General features: G+C 42.0%; 16 protein-coding genes. 5 read left to right on the forward strand and 11 right to left on the reverse strand.

All coding sequences use genetic code 11. The annotated features are described in order from the left end of the window. Positions 1 to 349: 349 nt before the first annotated feature. The gene (locus BV372_RS00060; RefSeq protein ID WP_086681352.1) at positions 350 to 2,014 is read left to right on the forward strand and encodes a metallophosphoesterase family protein; all 1,665 of its coding nucleotides are present in this window, start codon (positions 350 to 352) and stop codon (positions 2,012 to 2,014) included. 377 nt (positions 2,015 to 2,391) lie between these two features. Here BV372_RS00060 and mnmE read toward each other — a convergent pair whose 3' ends face one another. Beyond that, on the reverse strand, positions 2,392 to 3,786 hold the full coding sequence (mnmE, locus tag BV372_RS00065) for a tRNA uridine-5-carboxymethylaminomethyl(34) synthesis GTPase MnmE (RefSeq protein ID WP_086681355.1): 1,395 nt from the start codon (positions 3,784 to 3,786) through the stop codon (positions 2,392 to 2,394). 261 nt (positions 3,787 to 4,047) lie between these two features. On the opposite strand from mnmE, the gene BV372_RS00070 reads away from it, so the two are divergent. Both BV372_RS00070 and BV372_RS00075 read left to right on the forward strand, forming a co-directional pair. Further along, positions 4,048 to 4,248, forward strand: a complete 201-nt coding sequence (locus tag BV372_RS00070; protein ID WP_086681359.1) for a hypothetical protein — start codon at positions 4,048 to 4,050, stop codon at positions 4,246 to 4,248. A gap of 310 nt (positions 4,249 to 4,558) precedes the next feature. After that, complete coding sequence (locus BV372_RS00075) at positions 4,559 to 5,581, forward strand: endonuclease/exonuclease/phosphatase family protein (RefSeq protein ID WP_256973041.1); 1,023 nt, start codon at positions 4,559 to 4,561, stop codon at positions 5,579 to 5,581. Between the two features lie 17 nt (positions 5,582 to 5,598). Here the strand turns inward: BV372_RS00075 and BV372_RS00080 are convergent, their stop codons facing one another. From BV372_RS00080 to BV372_RS00125, 10 genes are all read right to left on the reverse strand, one after another. Further along, positions 5,599 to 6,270 (reverse strand): Uma2 family endonuclease, encoded by a 672-nt coding sequence (locus BV372_RS00080; protein WP_086681362.1) that lies wholly within the window; start codon positions 6,268 to 6,270, stop codon positions 5,599 to 5,601. A 155-nt stretch (positions 6,271 to 6,425) separates the two neighbouring features. Further along, complete coding sequence (locus BV372_RS00085) at positions 6,426 to 7,169, reverse strand: metallophosphoesterase (protein ID WP_086681365.1); 744 nt, start codon at positions 7,167 to 7,169, stop codon at positions 6,426 to 6,428. Between the two features lie 16 nt (positions 7,170 to 7,185). Next, positions 7,186 to 8,817 carry a mucoidy inhibitor MuiA family protein gene (locus BV372_RS00090; protein ID WP_086681369.1) on the reverse strand — a complete coding sequence of 544 codons (1,632 nt, stop codon included), beginning with the start codon at positions 8,815 to 8,817 and terminating at the stop codon, positions 7,186 to 7,188. A gap of 178 nt (positions 8,818 to 8,995) precedes the next feature. Continuing rightward, a complete protein-coding gene (locus BV372_RS00095; protein WP_086681372.1) occupies positions 8,996 to 9,937 on the reverse strand; it encodes a LysR family transcriptional regulator in 942 nt (313 codons plus the stop codon). 284 nt (positions 9,938 to 10,221) lie between these two features. After that, the gene (locus BV372_RS00100; RefSeq protein ID WP_086681376.1) at positions 10,222 to 11,001 is read right to left on the reverse strand and encodes a BMC domain-containing protein; all 780 of its coding nucleotides are present in this window, start codon (positions 10,999 to 11,001) and stop codon (positions 10,222 to 10,224) included. 47 nt (positions 11,002 to 11,048) lie between these two features. Further along, complete coding sequence (locus BV372_RS00105; RefSeq protein ID WP_086681379.1) at positions 11,049 to 11,846, reverse strand: transferase; 798 nt, start codon at positions 11,844 to 11,846, stop codon at positions 11,049 to 11,051. Positions 11,847 to 12,022: 176 nt separating this feature from the next. Then, on the reverse strand, positions 12,023 to 13,681 hold the full coding sequence (locus tag BV372_RS00110; RefSeq protein ID WP_086681382.1) for a ribulose bisphosphate carboxylase small subunit: 1,659 nt from the start codon (positions 13,679 to 13,681) through the stop codon (positions 12,023 to 12,025). Positions 13,682 to 13,786: 105 nt separating this feature from the next. Continuing rightward, positions 13,787 to 14,089: a EutN/CcmL family microcompartment protein gene (locus BV372_RS00115; protein WP_086681385.1), complete on the reverse strand. Its 303-nt coding sequence runs from the start codon at positions 14,087 to 14,089 to the stop codon at positions 13,787 to 13,789. A 6-nt stretch (positions 14,090 to 14,095) separates the two neighbouring features. Next, the gene (locus tag BV372_RS00120; protein WP_010995041.1) at positions 14,096 to 14,440 is read right to left on the reverse strand and encodes a carbon dioxide-concentrating mechanism protein CcmK; all 345 of its coding nucleotides are present in this window, start codon (positions 14,438 to 14,440) and stop codon (positions 14,096 to 14,098) included. A gap of 89 nt (positions 14,441 to 14,529) precedes the next feature. Next, positions 14,530 to 14,838, reverse strand: coding sequence for a carbon dioxide-concentrating mechanism protein CcmK (locus tag BV372_RS00125; RefSeq protein ID WP_009457333.1), 309 nt, complete (start codon positions 14,836 to 14,838; stop codon positions 14,530 to 14,532). Between the two features lie 591 nt (positions 14,839 to 15,429). Here BV372_RS00125 and BV372_RS00130 point away from each other — a divergent pair. After that, positions 15,430 to 17,286 (forward strand): NAD(P)H-quinone oxidoreductase subunit F, encoded by a 1,857-nt coding sequence (locus BV372_RS00130; RefSeq protein ID WP_086681388.1) that lies wholly within the window; start codon positions 15,430 to 15,432, stop codon positions 17,284 to 17,286. A gap of 58 nt (positions 17,287 to 17,344) precedes the next feature. Continuing rightward, positions 17,345 to 18,844 carry an NADH-quinone oxidoreductase subunit M gene (locus BV372_RS00135; protein WP_086681391.1) on the forward strand — a complete coding sequence of 500 codons (1,500 nt, stop codon included), beginning with the start codon at positions 17,345 to 17,347 and terminating at the stop codon, positions 18,842 to 18,844. Positions 18,845 to 18,937: the final 93 nt, after the last annotated feature.

Below are 18,937 nucleotides of genomic sequence, written 5' to 3' on the forward strand. Positions count from 1 at the left end.
GACATTACCTATTCGCTAAGCTGTCAGCCCGCCCTGAAATAAAGTTCTTTATGAGAACGCTGCGCGAACTAGCTAATAGATTCATTCCTAGGCGTTGTTGAGACTGGTGTAAAATCTCAGTTTCAACGGACTGAATACAGAAGTTGCAAGGCGTTGGAAAAATCTGAGTCAGATGGTTACTAGGTAACATTAAATACAAGAACCTCACAAACCTGCATAACTTGGTAAATTACTCATGCCCAAAGAACTAAGCCACCGCAAAAGTAAAATAATAGTAGTCTTAGCCCTGATATTTCTGCTAACTATATGCTTTACGCTGGTAAGCGTGCGTTCATCTGGGCAAACAATTATGACATCAGCACCCCAATTGCTGACCGATCCATTTTTGCAACTGCCAACTGAAACCTCAGTGCGAGTAGTTTGGTTTACAGAATTTGACGGTATTAAACATGTAGTCGATTATGGGGAAAATCTAAGTCAGACTTCTTCGGCAAGCACAACTAAACTCAGCCGCACAAGGGAAGATCAACGATGCCTACGGCGGGCTACGCCTACGCGCTTCGGAAAACAAACCGAAAATGGACAAGTTGGTCAAAAACCTGTTTGGCGTAACATTTGGCGACACGAAGCTGAGGTAACTGGGTTAACACCTGGTGTGCGGGTGAATTATCGGATAACGAGTGTGCGGGAAGATGGTGAAACTGTGAGCAGCGATGTTTTTACCCTCGCGTCTAATCCCAAACCAGGTATACCATTGAAAATTTTACTGACCTCTGATCATCAACTTAAGCCGATGACAGCAGCAAATCTGCAAAAAGTCGTAGAGACAGTGGGACGAGTAGATGCAGTTTGGTTTGCTGGTGATTTGGTTAACGTTAGCGATCGCGCCTCAGAATGGTTTGACGATCATCGTGGTGGTGCGTTTTTTCCGGCTTTGCAAGGTCGCGCTAACTATAAAATGAACCACAACGGCGTGCAGACATCCTATACTGGCGGCCAAATAATTCAACATGCACCATTATTTAGTTGCATTGGCAATCATGAGGTAATGGGGAGATTTGCCAGGACTGAAAGCTTAGACGATGAATTTAATGATACGATGCCCCGTGCGATCGCCCAGAAGTTTTATAGTGGCAAATCCCTAAAAGATAATTCTTTTAATACTGATACCTATGAAGAGATTTTCAGCTTACCAAAAAGTAAAGAAGGTGGAAAAAGATATTATGCAGTCACCTTTGGTGATGTGCGTCTGGTGGTACTGTACATTACTAATATGTGGCGTACTCCCACATTAAATGCAGCGTATAAAGGCAGATATCAAGAAGTAGTAGAAGATTTAAATAATCCTGAAAATTGGGGTTATGGACAGTTAATTTATGAACCAATTGCTAAAGATAGCCAACAGTACAATTGGCTAGAACAAGAACTTAATAGTGATGAGTTTAAACAATCAAAGTACAAAGTTGTAATGTTTCATCATCCACCTCATACTTTGGGTGATAATATCGTCCCTGCGTACACAGATCCAGTTCAGATAATTGAACGAGATGATGTTGGTAACATTAAAGCAGTGCGTTATGAGTATCCTAAAAACGCGGATTACATAATCCGTGATGTTATCCCTTTACTAGAGGCGGCTAATGTGCAATTCGTCTTATATGGGCATTCTCATTTGTGGAATCGTTTTGTTAGTCCTAGCGGAATGCACTTTCTTGAAACATCTAACGTTGGTAACTCTTATGGTGCGGCTTGGGGTGATAGAAAGCGAGAAGTGCCAATTGGATATCAAGAAGAATATGTTGTACTGGGCGATCCAAATGGTTTAGAACCTGTAGTGCCGACAATTGCCCCATTATTAGGAGAAGATAGTAAACCAATGCCATATATTGCAAGTAATGACATTACAGTTTTTAGCATTTTTCACACTGAGACAGGTACAGTTAGCAGCTATTATTTTGATACTCGCAAGGTGGATTCTCAGGTAGTTAAGTTTGATGAATTTGAGTTGAAATAATCTAGTCAGCACTGAGAGCATCTCACTTTGGTAAAAATATTATTAGCCCTGGCGAATGGAATTCGCGCGCCACTTGCTTCAAGCCGGGAAACCCGTCCAATGCAGTGGCTTGGCTATACATACAAAACCCGCCTACGCGGGTTTCAAATTCCTTAAGTCCGCGCAGGCGGACTTCGTTTGTGTAGGCGCGATTTCTAATCGCCGGGTATATTTGCAAAGGTGAGATGCTCCCGTCAGCACTTCAGCGCTGGAAGGTGAATATTTAATTCTGTTTTGTCACTCTGGCAGTAGTATAGCTTTGTAATTCGTAATTACAAATTCCAACAAAATTTAGATTTCTAGATTTGAATCTGATGCTAAATTTTAAAGAATTGGTATTATTTGCCAATGCAGAACTTACTAAAAATTCGGTCAAGTACTGATTCTGTAACTTCCTCGCCAGTAATTTCTCCTAATGCATAAACTGCATCTCTTAAGTCAATCGTCCAAAAATCGAGGGGTAGTTGTTGAGCAATTGTAATCTGCACTTGCTCTAGAGAGATTTTAGCTTTTGTTAACGCTGCTGCTTGCCTTTGATTTATTGCTAAATCCATATCAGCAGCTTGAACTTTTCCGGCTTGAACTATCTCTAAAATAGCTGTTTCTAAATCTTCAATACCTTGGTTTTGTGCTGCTACTGTAAAGATTTGAGATTTAAAATTTGGAATTTTAGATTGAAGCGTGTTTTTTACACCTGCTTCTACTAAATCAATTTTATTAATTACTAAAATCAATGGACGGTGTTGGACGTGTTCGTAAATTTCTTGATCGCCTAATGTCCAACCTGCTGATGCGTCGATGGTCAACAACACTAAATCAGCTGCACTGGCCGCACGGCGCGATCGCTCGACGCCAATTTTTTCTACCTGGTCTGTTGTTTCGCGAATCCCCGCCGTATCTAGCACCTGTACGGGAATACCACCGACAACTAACTGGGATTCCACAACATCACGGGTTGTACCAGGTAAATCTGTGACAATGGCGCGATCGCTCCGGCTCCAAGCGTTCAGCAAGCTCGATTTACCTACATTCGGCCGCCCGACAATTGCTACTTTTAAACCTGTGCGTAGCAGTTCGCCTTTGTCTTTGGTTGCCAGTAATTTAGTAATTTCTGCGGCGATGTTCTCAATTGCTGATATCATCGCTTTATCATCCAGCGGAGCTAAGTCTTCCTCAAAATCGATCCGAGCTTCGATTTCTGCCAAAATATCTAAACAGTTAGCGCGTAACTGTCTAATTGGATGAGCTAATTTACCCTGTAAACCGACTAAGGCAGTTTGGGCAGCTTGGGGCGATCGCGCCCCCACCAAATCGGCAATACCCTCGGCTTGTGTTAGATCCAATCGCCCATTCAAAAAAGCGCGGAGAGTAAATTCTCCAGGCTGTGCGAGTCTTGCCCCATTTTCCAAACATAGTTGCAATACTTGCTGCACTGCCATAATTCCGCCGTGGCAATGAAATTCCACCACATCTTCACGGGTGTAAGAACGGGGTGCTTTCATAATCAACAACAAAGCTTCATCCACCAGCTTTTGTGTCTTGGGATGGCGGATGTAACCGTAGAGAATGCGGTGACTTTCCCAAACTTGACGCCCAGGTGCATAAAAAAGACTATGGGCGATCGCGATCGCTTGGGAACCAGACACCCGCACAATGCCAACGCTACCCTGTTGAGGGACAACAGCAGTTGCGATCGCGGCGATGGTTCCGGTAGTGGCAAATATTTCCGACATGAGCGCCCTTTTCAGCAAAACACTGCATTTATATTATGGTTAGCGTAACAGCCACTTTGCATGAGGCGGGGAAAGGTTTTAAGGGATTAAGTTTTCTGTTCTTCTTAACCTTTAGCTTTTCTCCTACTGTGGGCAGAAGTCTAAGGATCAAGGATCTCTATACTAAATTAAATGGTAAGTATTTAAACTAATAGGAGAGCAACTAGCAAGGTAAGATTTATCTGAAGAGTAGAGAAACGCTCTGGGAGAGAGGGATTGACTGTGGAGCAAAAGATTAACTGCGCTGAGGCCTGCGTTAACGGTTGTGTTTTAGGGGATAAATGCCCCAATGTTGAGTTTAGAGAAGCAGCAGCACAATTTATTGAGGATACTTCTCTAGATAAAATGCTGGAAATAGCAGAAGAACGAATGCGGCGAAGAATGACGGAACCGCCAAAATGGGTTTTTCCAGATGATCAATAGGATTTATCTCGGGGAATGAAAGAATAGCGTTGGTCGCAATTCCTAAATTTTCGCATTTTTGCCGCAAGCGATCGCCTGAGGTTGACATTCTGTTTGGACAGCTGATTGTGGTATTTCAATGAGCTGTTCTTTCACCATCTTTCGCTACCACTGTTGAGTGTAGGAGAAAGTGAAACTAGAGATTTGGTAGTTGTAGTGTTGTAGAACAGTTGGCGATTAATTTTGGGTTACCTTGGATAGAAATAGTGCATTTGTGGCAACTTTGCTGTCAAATTAACACAATTATCCGAAAAATAGTTAATGGTGATTGATGTTAATTGATGAGACCGCATTTGATGCAACCAATTTACCCATGAATCAACGAATAGTTTTAATTGTTGCAACCGCTACCCTGTTAATTTTAGGATTCCTATCTTTAGCTAGCTACATGGCTTGGTTCTGGCCGCTAGAACTACTCGCTCATTTTCGAGTTCATTATTTGGTTTTATCGTTAATAATTACTTTTATTTTAGGCATTCTTTGGCGAACACGGCATCTCAAGAGTAAAGTAATACTTCTTGCAGCTTTATTAATTGTGGGTTTGAATTTAATTGAGGTGCTTCCTTGGTATTTACCTCACTCGCAACAGTTAGCTGGGAATGCAACTAAACAAATTCGGCTTTTATCTTTTAACATTAACATTCAGAATAATGATGACAAAAGAGTGATTAATGTAGTGCGGGATAATCACCCTGATGTAGCGTTATTTATTGAAGTTAATCGCAGTGGTTTTGACAATCTAAAAACAGGTTTTAAAAACACTTTACCTTATACGTTTAGAAGTCCTGGTGGTGGACTGGCAATATTTAGCCGCTTACCAATTAAAGATGTAAAGGCAGATAATTTTAATGGCAAAGGAGGTCATAACCTCATAGCAACCTTAACAGTAGATCAACAATCTATTAAGTTAATTGGAACACATCCCATAGTACCTGTAACACGCAATAATTTTCATAGACGTAATCTTCAGCTAGCAGCACTTAGCGATTATATTAAAGAAGTTAATCAGCCATTAATTTTAATGGGAGATTTTAACTTAACACCTTGGTCGCCCTATTATCGAAGATTTATCAATAAAACAAAATTGCACAACTCTCGCTTAGGTTTTGGCATTTTACCAAGCTGGCCACGGCCAGCAACTCACGTAAATCTACCAAGCTGGGTAATCCCATTACTGAATATCCCTATTGATCATTGCTTTGTCAGCAAGCACTTTAGTGTGGCTCAAATTTCTACAGGAGCAAATGCTAATTCTGACCATGCACCCTTAATTACTGACTTAGTTTTACGTTAGTTACTATACAATTAAGATTACACAATAGTATCTGGATCAATTCCTAATTCTCGCAGTTTTGCTGCCAAGCGATCGCTTCTTTGCTTTTCTTGTTCAGCCACTTCTTCTGGTGTTGCAACCAATTGTCCTTCAGGAGTGAAAAAGCGTAACTTTTCCCGATCAACTCCCAAATATAACTCTAGCTGCTGGCTCCATAACCAGCCTTGAGAATTTGGTTCTATTGGTTGATAGTTACCTGCCAGTAAGACAAACCCAGCAAATTCTAGATTATGAGGGTCAAACCAAAAGTATTCTGGTGTGCGAAAGGTATCTTGATAAATTTGTTTCTTTAAGCCTTTATCAGTTAAAGCTGTAGAATCTGATAGCAGTTCGATGATCACATTGGGATACTTACCATCTTCTTCCCAAAGAACCCAACTTTTACGGGGTTTGCGTTCAGTTCCTAGCACTACAAAAAAATCTGGGCCGCGAAAATCTTCTGACTTGCGCTGGCGTGGGCTGTAGTAAATTGTAATATTGCCGGATGCATAGAAGTCATTGCGGTTTTGCCATAACCACTCAAGACATTGGATGAGCAACGTCATTTGTAGACGATGTAAGTCAGTTTCCAAAGGTGGTTCGTCACTGTATAAATCCCCAGGAGGAAATATAACATCTTCTGGGGTTGCTAAATCTGGGGCGACAGACATGGCGGCAAGTGTCTCATTGCTATAAGTTTAGCGTAGCAGTAATTTTAATGTTCACTCTATCAACCAAGTATTAATATTTAAAATGTAAAATTTAACAAATTCTTTAGCAAGCATTTTACTTATTTTAAATCAGATTTTGAAAGCTGTATAATAATTTATACTTCTACAAAAAAGTTTGGTTCAAACAAAGTATTCAATTCATCAGGATAACCGCGCGGATTGCAAATAACTCGGGTCGAACCAATTCTATAATCTAAATGGTTATGAATATGTCCATGAATCCATAAATTAGCGCCAGATTCAGAAACTAAATCATCTAAATTTGATGCATAAGCAGCACTTAAAATATCTTCTTGATGTTCTGAAGGTATAGATTTTTTACTTGGAGCATGGTGGCTGAGTACTACAATTTTTCCAGACAAGCTAGATAAAGTATTTTTTAACCAACTAACTGATTTTCTATAAATTTCTACTGTATCAACAGGTTTTAATTTTGAGTATTGAGGGCTTAATCTAATCTTTTTAAAATCCGTCATATTTTGACTAGCTTCGTAACTAGCAATATATGCATTATCAAAAAGTTTAAAATCAGTCCATAAAGTACAACCTAGAAAAGTTACATCTTCAATAGTTATCAAATCATTTTCTAAAATATAAATATTAGTGCCTGACGAATAATCTTTGAGTTTGTTAACTAGTTTAGGATAAGCACTACCATAATATTCATGATTACCTAATACATAGATAACAGGTTTATTATGGATATTTTCAATTGCCCATTTCACTCCTTTTTCCCTTAAATGGATATCTCCTACCAAGACAATAACATCAGCATTTGTATTAGGAATAGTAAAAGGCTGAAACTCAATGTGTAAATCACTCAATATTTGAATTTTCATTGTCAAATATTAAATTTTAAATATCTAAGCCAATAACTGTTAATTCGGGTGGATGCTCGACAGTAAATTGATAATATATCTCTCGTTTTTCTTGGGCTGGCAGAGTTAAGTCCCATTCCAAAATACCCATGTCCCCAAGTTGGATTTGAGGATTGCTGCGGGTGAGACGTACTTTAATTTGCTCGTTGCGGCTAACTGGCAATTGTTCAGTTAGCGTGAGATCAGTTTCTTGATTGAGCAAGTTAGTAATTGTCAACCGATAACCATAAGTAATACGGCGCTGGTTACTCATCAATTTTTTGTCAACTTGACGCTCAACTAAGTCACGCTCAATTTTTAAACCTTCGTCAATTCCTAAATTAATTTTAAATTCTTGTCCTGGTGCAATATTCTCTAAGTTGGTTGTACCGACAAATATATTGTCACGGAAAATATTCGCTTTGCCTGCTAACAAACTTGCACCGTTAAGGCTATTTTTCACTTTAGCTTGTAGATAAGCAAAACTGACTAAGCGTGGCATTGCTACATAATCGCAGCTACTAAGATAATCATCATTAAAAATTGTAGTTTTATGGGGTGCGCCATCACTGGGAATGTTACCCCCACCATTGAGTTTAAAGGTGACTACACTTCCTTCTTTCGATACTTCAGCAACAACAGTTTCAGCTTCTATAAAACTGTCTTGCGCACCTTCGTACTCGTCCTCTTGTTCATTCATTCCACCAGTAGCAGCTAATTGATTTGCCATCATGGGTATCTTTGGTGTACCTCTTCGCCTCATAAATTCCACTGGAGGAATGGGAGGAGTACTTATATACCAGGGTTGAGGCTTAGGTGGGAGCGTACCTAATCCGGGTTTAGCCGTGGAAAGAGTGAGATCTATACCTATCCAATCTTCGCCTGTGCTTTGGGTGACTTCTGCCAAGTAAGTGAGATTGACAATATTGCTCGTATTGCTAAAGCGTAAGTCATAAAGCGGAGTCCAACTAGCGCGATTCACAACATAAGAAAGCTCTAGCTCAAAGTCGCCTTCACCAGCAACTTCCACTGCCACAATTAAACTCAAACTTTCTTTGGGGTGGGGTGTTTGAATTTTTTGCAGTGAAGCGCGGAGTACTTGTAACTGCTTTTCTAGTTCATACTGCTGGCTTTTGCATTCCCCAGAAGCGATCGCATATTCGCTATACTGGCTTCCCAGAAAGTTGAGAAAATCTAGAGTTTCGCTGAGGCTGAGGTTTTTCCGCGCCAAACTATGGGAAAAAGGTTCCTCTGTCTTTTCCCGTAACCCAGCGATAAAGCTAGACTGCAATGCTAAAGCATCGATTTGGGCTTGCAGATGGCGTTGTTCTGCTTCTAACTGCTGAATCTGCCTCGTTAGTTGTGCCACACGTTCTGCAACTGGTTCTGTAGTATAAGTGCGATCGCTGCTGACTCCCAGCAACCGTACCCCGACTCTACCTGTACCGCCAACCCTCACGGAATCAGTTTCTAGAGTCATCGGCAGTGAGGTAATGACTAATTCCTGTTCCCGTCCCGTTAAGGAAACTATACCCCGTCTTGTAACTAGGGCTTTATCACTGTATACCGTCACGGCTACAATCTGGCTTTGTACTGTCTTGCGTAAAAATGGTATTTCCGGGTTAACCACTGCCAGTTTTCCCCCATTTTAAATGGTTCTGCTGGTTAATTGTTAATGCTTGCAAGCATAACCGTCAAGCTTTTGGGCATAGATTCGCTTACTTTGTAGCGTCTGTGGCAGAAGAAAAGTAGAGTACGTCAATAAAAGCTGATCAAAATCTGTCTTTCTCTAGCCCTTAGCCCCTTCTTCATCCTTGACTTTTCTCAAATGTACCCCAGGAGAAAGAAGTATTTTGCTCAATGAAATTCTTTGCCGCATCGATCAGGTAATCATAATAGGTACGAGCAACAATCGATAGCTGCTTACCAGAAGGGTAAACCATATACCAAGTTCGCTTAATTGGAAAATGCTGTACATCCAGAATACTCAATTCAGACGAATCCGCAATTAATGTGTGACGAGATAAAACAGAGATTCCTAAACCACCTGCGATCGCTTGTTTAATTGCCTCATTACTCCCCAATTCCAGCTTCACGTTCACTGTGATTTCATGTTCGTCAAACAGGCTTTGAACAGCGCGGCGTGTTCCTGAACCTGGTTCCCGCATGATAAAAGGTTCTTGGGCAAGACGTTGGATGGGAATATTTTTCTCTTTCGCTAGTGGATGATTATGAGGAGCAAAGACAACCAAGGGATTATCTAAAAATGGCTGGCAAGTCACATCAATATTTTCTGGGACTTGGCTCATAATATACAAGTCGTCCAAATTATTAACCATTCTCTCTAAAATTCGTTCATGGTTTGTGACTTGCAGCGAGATATCTATTCCTGGATAAAGCTGGCAAAATGGCCCCAACAAACGCGGTACAAAATATTTTGCGGTTGTAATTGCTGCTAATTTTAATTGACCTTGTTTTAGCCCTTTTAAATCTGCTACTTTCATTTCAAATTGGGCCATAGTTTCAAAAATTTGCCGACAAGTAGCAAATAGTTCCCGTCCAGCCTCTGTCAAATAGAGGCGCTTACCCACCTGCTCAAATAAAGGCAAACCGACCGATTTTGTTAATTGCTTAATCTGCATGGAAACGGTGGGTTGGGTGAGAAACAATTCCTCGGCTGCACGAGTAAAGCTCCCGTGCCGTGCTGCCGCCTCGAACACCTTCAACTGGTGTAGCGTCGCTTGGTTCAAGGGTGATTCTCCTCTAATAGCGATTCATAGATATAAATCTAGTATCACTGAACACTTGCATTAGAGATACCACTGCTCATACAAAAGTTATGATTCATAAGTATAGATATAACTCTATGAACCCTATTACAAGTTAGATATTTTACTTATAGGATTGAACAGTTATTATGAGAACAATAAAGCAAAGCGTAAGATGCCTTCCAGTTTAAGATGAATGCTGAATATTGAATCCTGAATGCGGATTGCCTACAATCCATCATTCACCATTCATCATTCATCATTCATCATTCTTCTAAAATTTTGACAGGTAATTGAGTTAAATCTGGCAACTGAAGCATCTCGATTTCGGCAACTTGTTCCCGTTCCCTGATATTAACTGGTAAATTTAATGGTTGACGTTGTTCTATCCAACAACTTGCTAATGGCAATGTCTGCTCTAATTCATCCAACGGTCGCGGAATCACCATTACTGCGTTCAACTCCCCAATGCGTTCTGCCTCAAACATCCCTGCTTCCACTGCTACCGCAACATTAGCCACCGAGCCACGAATAATGGCTGTACACAAACCTGCACCAATTTTTTCATAGGCTGCCAAATGCACATCAGCCGCTTTGAGCATGGCATCACAGGCTCCTACCATCGCCGGAAATCCTCGCGTTTCCACCAAACCAACTGCTTGATTACTCAAACGACTGTAATTTCCTTCTTCCATCAGTTTGCTGAAACGATTAGCGATCGGCAGCACTATCTCCAAATTGGGATAAGGACGGGGAATCACCAAGCTAGAAACCAATTGACCAAACTGTTCAGCAGTTTGTACGCCAGCTTCTACGGCTAGACGCACATCCGCAATCCCACCCCGCACAATTGCTGTACAATGACCACCACCAATTTTTTCATACCCAACTAAATGAACTCCTGCCGATTTCAGCATCATGTCCGCTGTCCCAACGATCGCTGGAAAACTGAGGGTAGATACTAAACCTAAAGCAGTGTCCTTGAGGTTATCTCGATGGTGGGATGACTGAACAGTGTTAATGGCCCGTTGATTTGATGTTTCCATGTAGAGTCTCCAAGATACTCACGAAACTAACAACTTACAATTAACACTTATTCAGACTGATCGTCAGAGATTGGTTCATTAAGTGATTGGCGATGGGGAAACAAGGTGACTAACAGCCTTTGGATGCTTCCTGTACCATAAATCTGAGTACCAATCCCGTTGGGTGATTCAGCGGCATTGAGATTGGTTTCTGAGTCTTGGCTCAGTTCATTTGTGGCTGCTGCGGTTTCCTCTAGGTTGGAACCAGCCAACGTGGGGTTTTCTGCAACTGAAGGAGATTCGTCTACCGGATTACTAGCAGGCTGAGGTTGGGAAGTAGATTTGTGTTGTAACTCTAGGGAAACTCCAGCAGAGAGGCTTGTTGAGAAAATATTTTTATCTCTATTGATCCCGTTGTTCCTTTGTCTGCCGATCAAATTTTTTCCTTCCTTTGCCGCCTGCGTAGCTGTAGAAACATTAGTTTTTGGTGGTTCCGATTCTGTAACACCAATATGCCGACTGGTGTCTCCCAAAATTGAACCAGGTGGAACTACTTGTCCCGGTGCAACCGAACAGCGAAACACTGTAGTCGCTGAACCAATACAAGCATTTGTTCCTATTTTACCTTGACCAATCATGAGAAAACCGGCTCCCAAGTTTGCTCCTGCTTCTACTTCTAGGGTTCCTTGATCGACTTGGAGAATTGACCCCATACCAATACAAACCCCTGGCCCGATGATGATCTTGCCGTTTAAAGCCGCTTGGAGTATCACCCCTGGTGCGAGTACCGCACTTGGATGAATAGTCACCTCGCCACTAATATAAGAATCAAAGTTATTGCTGAGGCGCAGTGGCGGCACAGACATGAGAATTGTCACCTCGGAAGCCGGAAAATGAGAGTAGTTTTGAGTGCTGAGTAATAGTCATAGTATGGCTGGCGTCCACAACCGACTCAACTTAGCAACGCTAGTTGATTCAATTCGGAAAACTCTTTCGCCAATCCTATGCAGTACTGGCTCCTCAGCACTTATCACTCGTACTGCTATGGGCGTTGGATAATAGTTTCTAGTACCCGACGTTTAGCTTTGGGGTCAATCCCGATTAAGCGCACATATTCTCCTTGGTATTCAGCAACTTGTGCTTCTAAGGCAGAGATCGCTTCTCTTTCAGAATTTGCTTGAATAGGACCGCTACTCGTCCAAGAACCTGTACGGAATCTTCTTTGGTCTACGTGCTCAACGCTAATTTTATACCCACCACGAAGTAATTGCCGTAGCTGTTCTACTACTTCTCCACTTAAGCGGGTGCTAGTTGCTTGTGCTGTTGCTGTTGGCGCACTGGCAAATGATTTCTGGCTGCTAGATGGTGGATTAACCTGACCATTTGGACGTTGGATAATGCTTTCCAATACCCGTCGTTTGGCTTTCGAGTCAATACCAATCAAGCGCACGTATTCACCTTGATGGTTATTGATACAATCTTCCAAGGCAGCAATTACGTCATTGGTAGAATTAGCGTTAATCGGCTCGCAGCTTTGCCAGGAACCTGTGCGGAAGCGTCGCTCATCTACATGTTCTGTGCCGATTTTGTAACCACCTGCCAAGAGTTGGCGGATTTGTTCCACAGTTTCAGCACTGAGTTGCCCGTTGCCAGCACTGTTACCGTTACCGTTACTGTTAGTATTAGCTCTGTAGCTGCCATTAGACTGAGCAGCAGGATCTCTAAAGTTGGTAGGTGCTGAAACTGTACCATCTGGTCGTTGAATGATGGTTTCTAACACGCGCCGTCTATTTTTGTCGATACCAAACAACCGCACATACTCGCCGCTGTGGTCTCTTACGCAACTTTCTAAAGCTGCGATCGCTTCACCAATAGATCTGGCATCCAATGGTTTGCAACTAGTCCAAGAACCAGTGCGAAACCGTCTTTCGTCTACGTGTTCCGTGCCAATTTTATACCCTTGCTCTAACAAATAGCGCACCTGCTCTATTGTTTCCGCACCCAAGCTCTTACTCGCCACTTCACTACTCCTTTCTAGCTCTAAAACAGTAATACCATTACTTCTAGAAGATTTTTTTAATTCATCCCGGATGGGTGTAATACATTTACTATCAGCAACACAGAGATAACCCGCTCGCAGTGACTGATTAATTCCCACTACATGATGGGTAAATTCCTGGTCCTGCGCTTGTACATCTGGTAGACGGTCAGCTTGCTGTTGATTAGTAATGATCGCTCCTGAAGGTACATACTTACCAGGGGGAATTTCGACGTCTTGAATCAAAGCGTGCATCATTACAATGCAACCTGCACCCACTCTGGCATTAAATACTGTAGAGCGAAAGCCAATAAACGAATTAGCCCCAACATAAGCTGGCCCGTGAATCAAGGCCATGTGGGTAATGGAAGCATTTTTACCAATCCATACCGAGTATTGCTCTTGGTCATCACCAATTACTCGACCTTGCTCCAAGCCATGAATTACTACACCATCTTGAATATTAGTGTTTTCACCTATAAAAAAAGGTGTACCTTCATCGGCTCTAATTGAAGTTCCCGGAGCAACGATTACATTTGCACCTATGCGCACGTCTCCAATCACGTTGGAAAACGAATGTACAAATGTGGTTTCATGGATTTTTGGCTCAGCCAAGCTCCTCGACCACGGGGTTGGGGGTGCCACCGTGTTGCTGACTGCCATCGCGAGATTCCTCCTAAATTAAGCTTTTGCCAATGGTCAATAGTCCATAGTCAATAGTCCATAGTAAAAACTATTGAACCTTGACCTTTTACTCTTGACTCTTGACTATCTATATTGGTCTTTCTTGCTGTAAATGAGACGATCTTCAACATGAATAGTATCAATAATCGCCACCACTGCTGCATCTAACGGACGATGTTCGTTTCCAGGAACTTGACGAGCGGCACTACCACGACTGAAAAGCACCCACTCATCTACTCCTGCACCGACTGTATCTGCTGCTACTTCATATTTTTGCAGGAGGTTTCCTTCTTCGTCTACTAATTGCAACAACAGTAGTTTCACACCTCTAAGACTTGGATCTTTTTGTGTGCTAACTACTGTGCCACGAACTTTGGCAATTTGCATTACAAATTATGGTCTTCTGCCGAAAGGACGAATGGCGTTGACATTTTCCCGGAATTGCTCTACATCTTCTGTATAACGAATTGGCAGGACGTATTCCAAGTTTTCGTGAGGACGAGCAATGATGTGAGTAGACAGCACTTGTCCGCCATTGACTCGCTTCACTGATTCCACGCCTGCGGCTACGGAAGCTTGTACTTCCGAAACATCTCCCCTAACGATAACTGTAACCCGACCACTCCCAATTTTCTCGTAGCCTACCAAAGTGACGCGAGCAGCTTTCACCATTGCGTCTGCTGCTTCTACTACTGCTGGAAAGCCTAGCGTTTCTACCATTCCTACTGCGATCGACATTAGTTCTAACCCTTATTTAAAGTTTTTAGATTTGGAAAACAAAAGCACTCAATAAGGCAACCCCGTTAACTACTTTGTTTAAACGGTTTTTAAGTGCGGAACTGTTCTACGGCTTCGGTGTAACGAATCGGCAGGACATATTCCAGGTTTTCATGGGGACGAGCAATGATGTGGGTGGATACCACTTCACCACCATTTACTCTTCTGGCTGCTTCGACCCCAGCTGCTACTGAGGCTTGCACTTCCGATACATCACCCCGCACAATCACTGTGACTCGCGCACTACCAATTTTTTCATATCCAACTAATGTTACACGAGCGGCTTTCACCATCGCATCAGCAGCTTCTACTACTGCTGGAAAGCCTTTAGTCTCAATCATTCCAACTGCAATTGGCATCGCAGAACTCCTACAAAATTAATCCAATCAGTACTGAGGTTTGAAATTGTTGACGGGGAAGCTCATCTTGAGCTAAGAAAACACTTCCAAATTAAGCATAGGAAAGCTTGGCGTTCCTGGCAATATAAATCACTATAATAGTTTATGATAATAACGTTTAAGAAAACTTAACATAAATTAATGCTGTCATTTGGTTAATGAAATTTCACGGATTGCTAGAGCGGCCAACTAAGCTTTATAATTTTTTAATTACATTTGTCAAACCCAGATTAATAAACTCTGTAATTTAATCTCAAGCGGAAGAAGAGAAGCTTAGATACTTTATCTGAACTGCTTTTCCTGAAATTTTCTTGTTTATACAAGCACAGTCTAAAAGATATATAAGTTTTTATAATAAGCTATATAAATTGGCAATGTAGAAGTAGGAATTCCAATGCTATAAGTAAAGTATAGAGTAAGAATTAAATATTTTTATTGTGTCATTACAGTTTTTATCACTATGTAATGTCAAGCTAATTATATAGAGAATATTTTTTATAAAAGCTGATTTTAAACAAGGCATTCCATCCTGAGTAGTCCAAGGGAATTTAAATGAATCAATTTTTCTACATCACAAGTTGGTTTGTGCCTGTTTATGGTCTAATAGGTGCTGTTTTAACCTTGCCGTGGGCAATGGGAATTATTCGGCGAACAGGACCAAGACCTGCGGCATATTTCAACTTGTTGACCACTATTGTGGCTTTTTTCCATAGCCTATTCATATTTCAACATATCTGGGATAAAGAGCCAGAAAATTTGTTGATTAACTGGTTCAAAGTAGCAGATTTAGATTTATCCTTCGCTTTAGATATTTCACCAGTTAGTGTTGGAGCAACAGTTTTAATTACCGGATTAAGTGTCCTAGCACAAATTTACGCGCTAGGTTATATGGAAAAGGACTGGGCGTTAGCGCGTTTTTTTGCGCTGATTGGATTTTTTGAAGCAGCGCTCTGTGGTTTAGCCATCAGTGACTCCTTGTTTCTCAGCTATGCCCTTTTGGAAGTCCTGACGCTTTCCACTTACTTATTAGTAGGATTCTGGTATGCACAGCCCTTAGTTGTGACAGCAGCACGGGATGCATTTTGGACGAAACGGGTAGGAGACCTGTTGCTGCTAATGGGTGTAGTGGTACTTTCTAGCTTGGCAGGTAGTCTGAACTTTTCCGATTTATATGAGTGGGCGCAAACAGCTAACTTAGATTCGGTTACTTCAACGTTACTAGGATTAGCATTGATTGCTGGTCCAGCAGGTAAATGTGCTCAGTTTCCGCTGCATTTATGGTTGGATGAAGCGATGGAAGGGCCAAACCCTGCCTCCGTGTTGCGAAACTCACTGGTGGTAGCTGGTGGTGCTTATTTGCTATATAAAATGCAACCTTTGTTGGCTCTGTCCCCAGTAGCGTTGAACGCCTTAGTAATCATGGGTACGGTGACAGCAATTGGTGCAACTTTAGTGTCCTTAGCGCAAATTGATATTAAGCGGGCGCTATCTCATTCCACTAGTGCATACATGGGGCTAGTCTTTTTGGCAATGGGTTTGCAGCAAGGGGGTGTAGCCTTAATGTTGCTATTAACTCATGCGATCGCCAAAGCTCTATTATTTATGAGTTCTGGTTCCATAATTTATACGACCCACACTCAAAACCTCACAGAAATGGGTGGTCTGTGGTCGCGGATGCCAGCCACTACCACTGCCTTTGTTGTCGGTTCTGCGGGGATGGTAACACTGCTGCCACTAGGAAGCTTCTGGGCAATGCTGTCTTGGGCTGATGGCTTTGTGAATATTAGCCCTTGGGTAATCGGCGTATTAGTAATAGTCAATGGTTTGACAGCATTAAACTTAACGCGGGTGTTCAGATACATATTTTGGGATACACCGCAACAAAAGACCAGACGGGCCCCAGAAGTGGGTTGGCAGATGGCATTTCCAATGGTGACTTTGACCATCCTGACGCTGTTATTACCCCTGATGCTACAGCAATGGTACTTACTACCAGATTGGGAAAGTATTAATTGGTATGTTGTGGCAATATTACTGTCTTCTACGCTGGTGGGTGTCGGTATAGGCTCTACTATGTATCTGCATAAAGCATGGTCGAGGTCAAGAATTCTGGCATGGAGATTTATGCAGGACTTGTTGGGTTATGATTTCTACATCGACCAAGTTTATAAAGTGACCGTGGTCGGTGCAGTAGCAATACTTTCCAAGATTTCTGCGTGGAGCGATCGCTATTTAGTTGATGGTCTTGTTAACTTGGTTGGGTTTGCAGCTATTCTCAGCGGACAAGGTTTAAAGTACAGCATTTCTGGGCAATCCCAAGGTTATATGTTGACCATCCTCGCAGTCGTCAGCGTACTGGGCTTTTTCATCAGTTGGTCATTAGGACTATTAGATAAGCTGCCTTTCTAGGAGCCATTTGTCATTTGTCCTCCTCATCTCCCTTCCCTATCCTTAACTAGTTCTGTGTATGCTAAGTGCGTTGATTTTAGTGCCATTATTTGGTGCGGCTTTGATCGGTTTTTGGCCCACTGGCATGAATGGTAAACTTTCCCGTGGGATAGCTTTACTCGTTGCTAGTATCGCCTTTGTGTGGTCGGTCGTTTTAGCTATTCAATTTAACCCTGGGCAAGTTAGTCAACAGTTTAGTGAGTTCATACCGTGGGTAGATACCTTAGGTTTGAACTATAATCTGGGAGTAGATGGTTTATCTTTGCCTTTGCTGGTTTTAAACGGATTATTGACCTGCATTGCTATTTACAGCAGCGATGAATCTCTGCAACGTCCTAGATTTTATTACTCATTGATACTGCTGTTAAGTGCTGGGGTAACTGGAGCATTTCTTGCTCAGGATTTGTTGCTATTTTTCTTGTTTTATGAATTGGAACTAATTCCCCTGTATCTGTTGATTGCAATTTGGGGTGGTGAAAGACGGGGTTACGCAGCTACGAAATTCCTAATTTATACTGCTCTTTCGGGAATTCTGATTTTAGCAAGTTTCCTTGGTCTGATATGGCTGAGTGGTGCGCCTAACTTTGCGCTAGCAACCTTAAATGCCAAGTCTCTACCGTTGGCAACGCAACTTTTGTTACTGGCAGGAATTTTAGTCGGTTTTGGCATTAAGATTCCTTTGGTTCCTTTCCATACTTGGTTACCAGATGCTCACGTGGAAGCTTCCACGCCAATTTCAGTTTTATTAGCTGGGGTATTGTTGAAATTGGGAACTTATGGCTTACTGCGATTTGGTATGAACTTGTTACCAGAAGCTTGGAGTTATTTAGCTCCTTGGTTGGCGACTTGGGCAGTAGTAAGTGTAGTGTATGGTGCATCTTGCGCGATCGCCCAAAAAGATATGAAAAAAATGGTGGCATACAGTTCCATTGGACACATGGGCTATATACTTTTAGGGGCAGCGGCGGCGACACAGTTAAGCGTCTTAGGTACTGTCATGCAAATGATTAGCCACGGCTTAATTTCGGCCCTACTGTTTCTACTTGTAGGTGTTGTCTATAAAAAGGCTGGGAGTCGCGATTTAGATGTCGTCCGAGGACTGCTAAATCCAGAACGCGGGATGCCAGTCATTGGTAGCTTGATGGTTTTGGGAGTCATGGCCAGTGCTGGTATACCTGGAATGTTAGGATTTATTTCCGAATTCGTAATTTTTCGGGGCAGCTTTCCAGTTTTTCCAGTCCAAACCTTGCTATGTATGATTGGTACAGGGTTAACTGCTGTTTACTTCTTGATTCTGGTTAACCAAGCCTTTTTTGGGCGTCTATCTGCACAAGTTACCAACTTACCGCGCGTGTATTGGAGCGATCGGATTCCATCTATAGTTTTAGCTGTGCTGATTGTGATTTTTGGTATCCAACCCGCTTGGTTAGCGCGTTGGACAGAACCAACAATAACAGCAATGGTAAATACACAAAACGTAGTGGCAACGGTTGCCTTGGATAAAGCAAGTAAAAATTAAAATATGGAGATTGGGTTTGTAGTAATGCATCATCCTTACTACAAACATAATCTCCAAGCTGGTAATTAATAACTAATTAATCGCCGATAATAA

The sequence above is a fragment of the Nostoc sp. T09 genome (assembly GCF_002154695.1).
In the GTDB taxonomy this organism is placed as follows: domain Bacteria; phylum Cyanobacteriota; class Cyanobacteriia; order Cyanobacteriales; family Nostocaceae; genus Aulosira.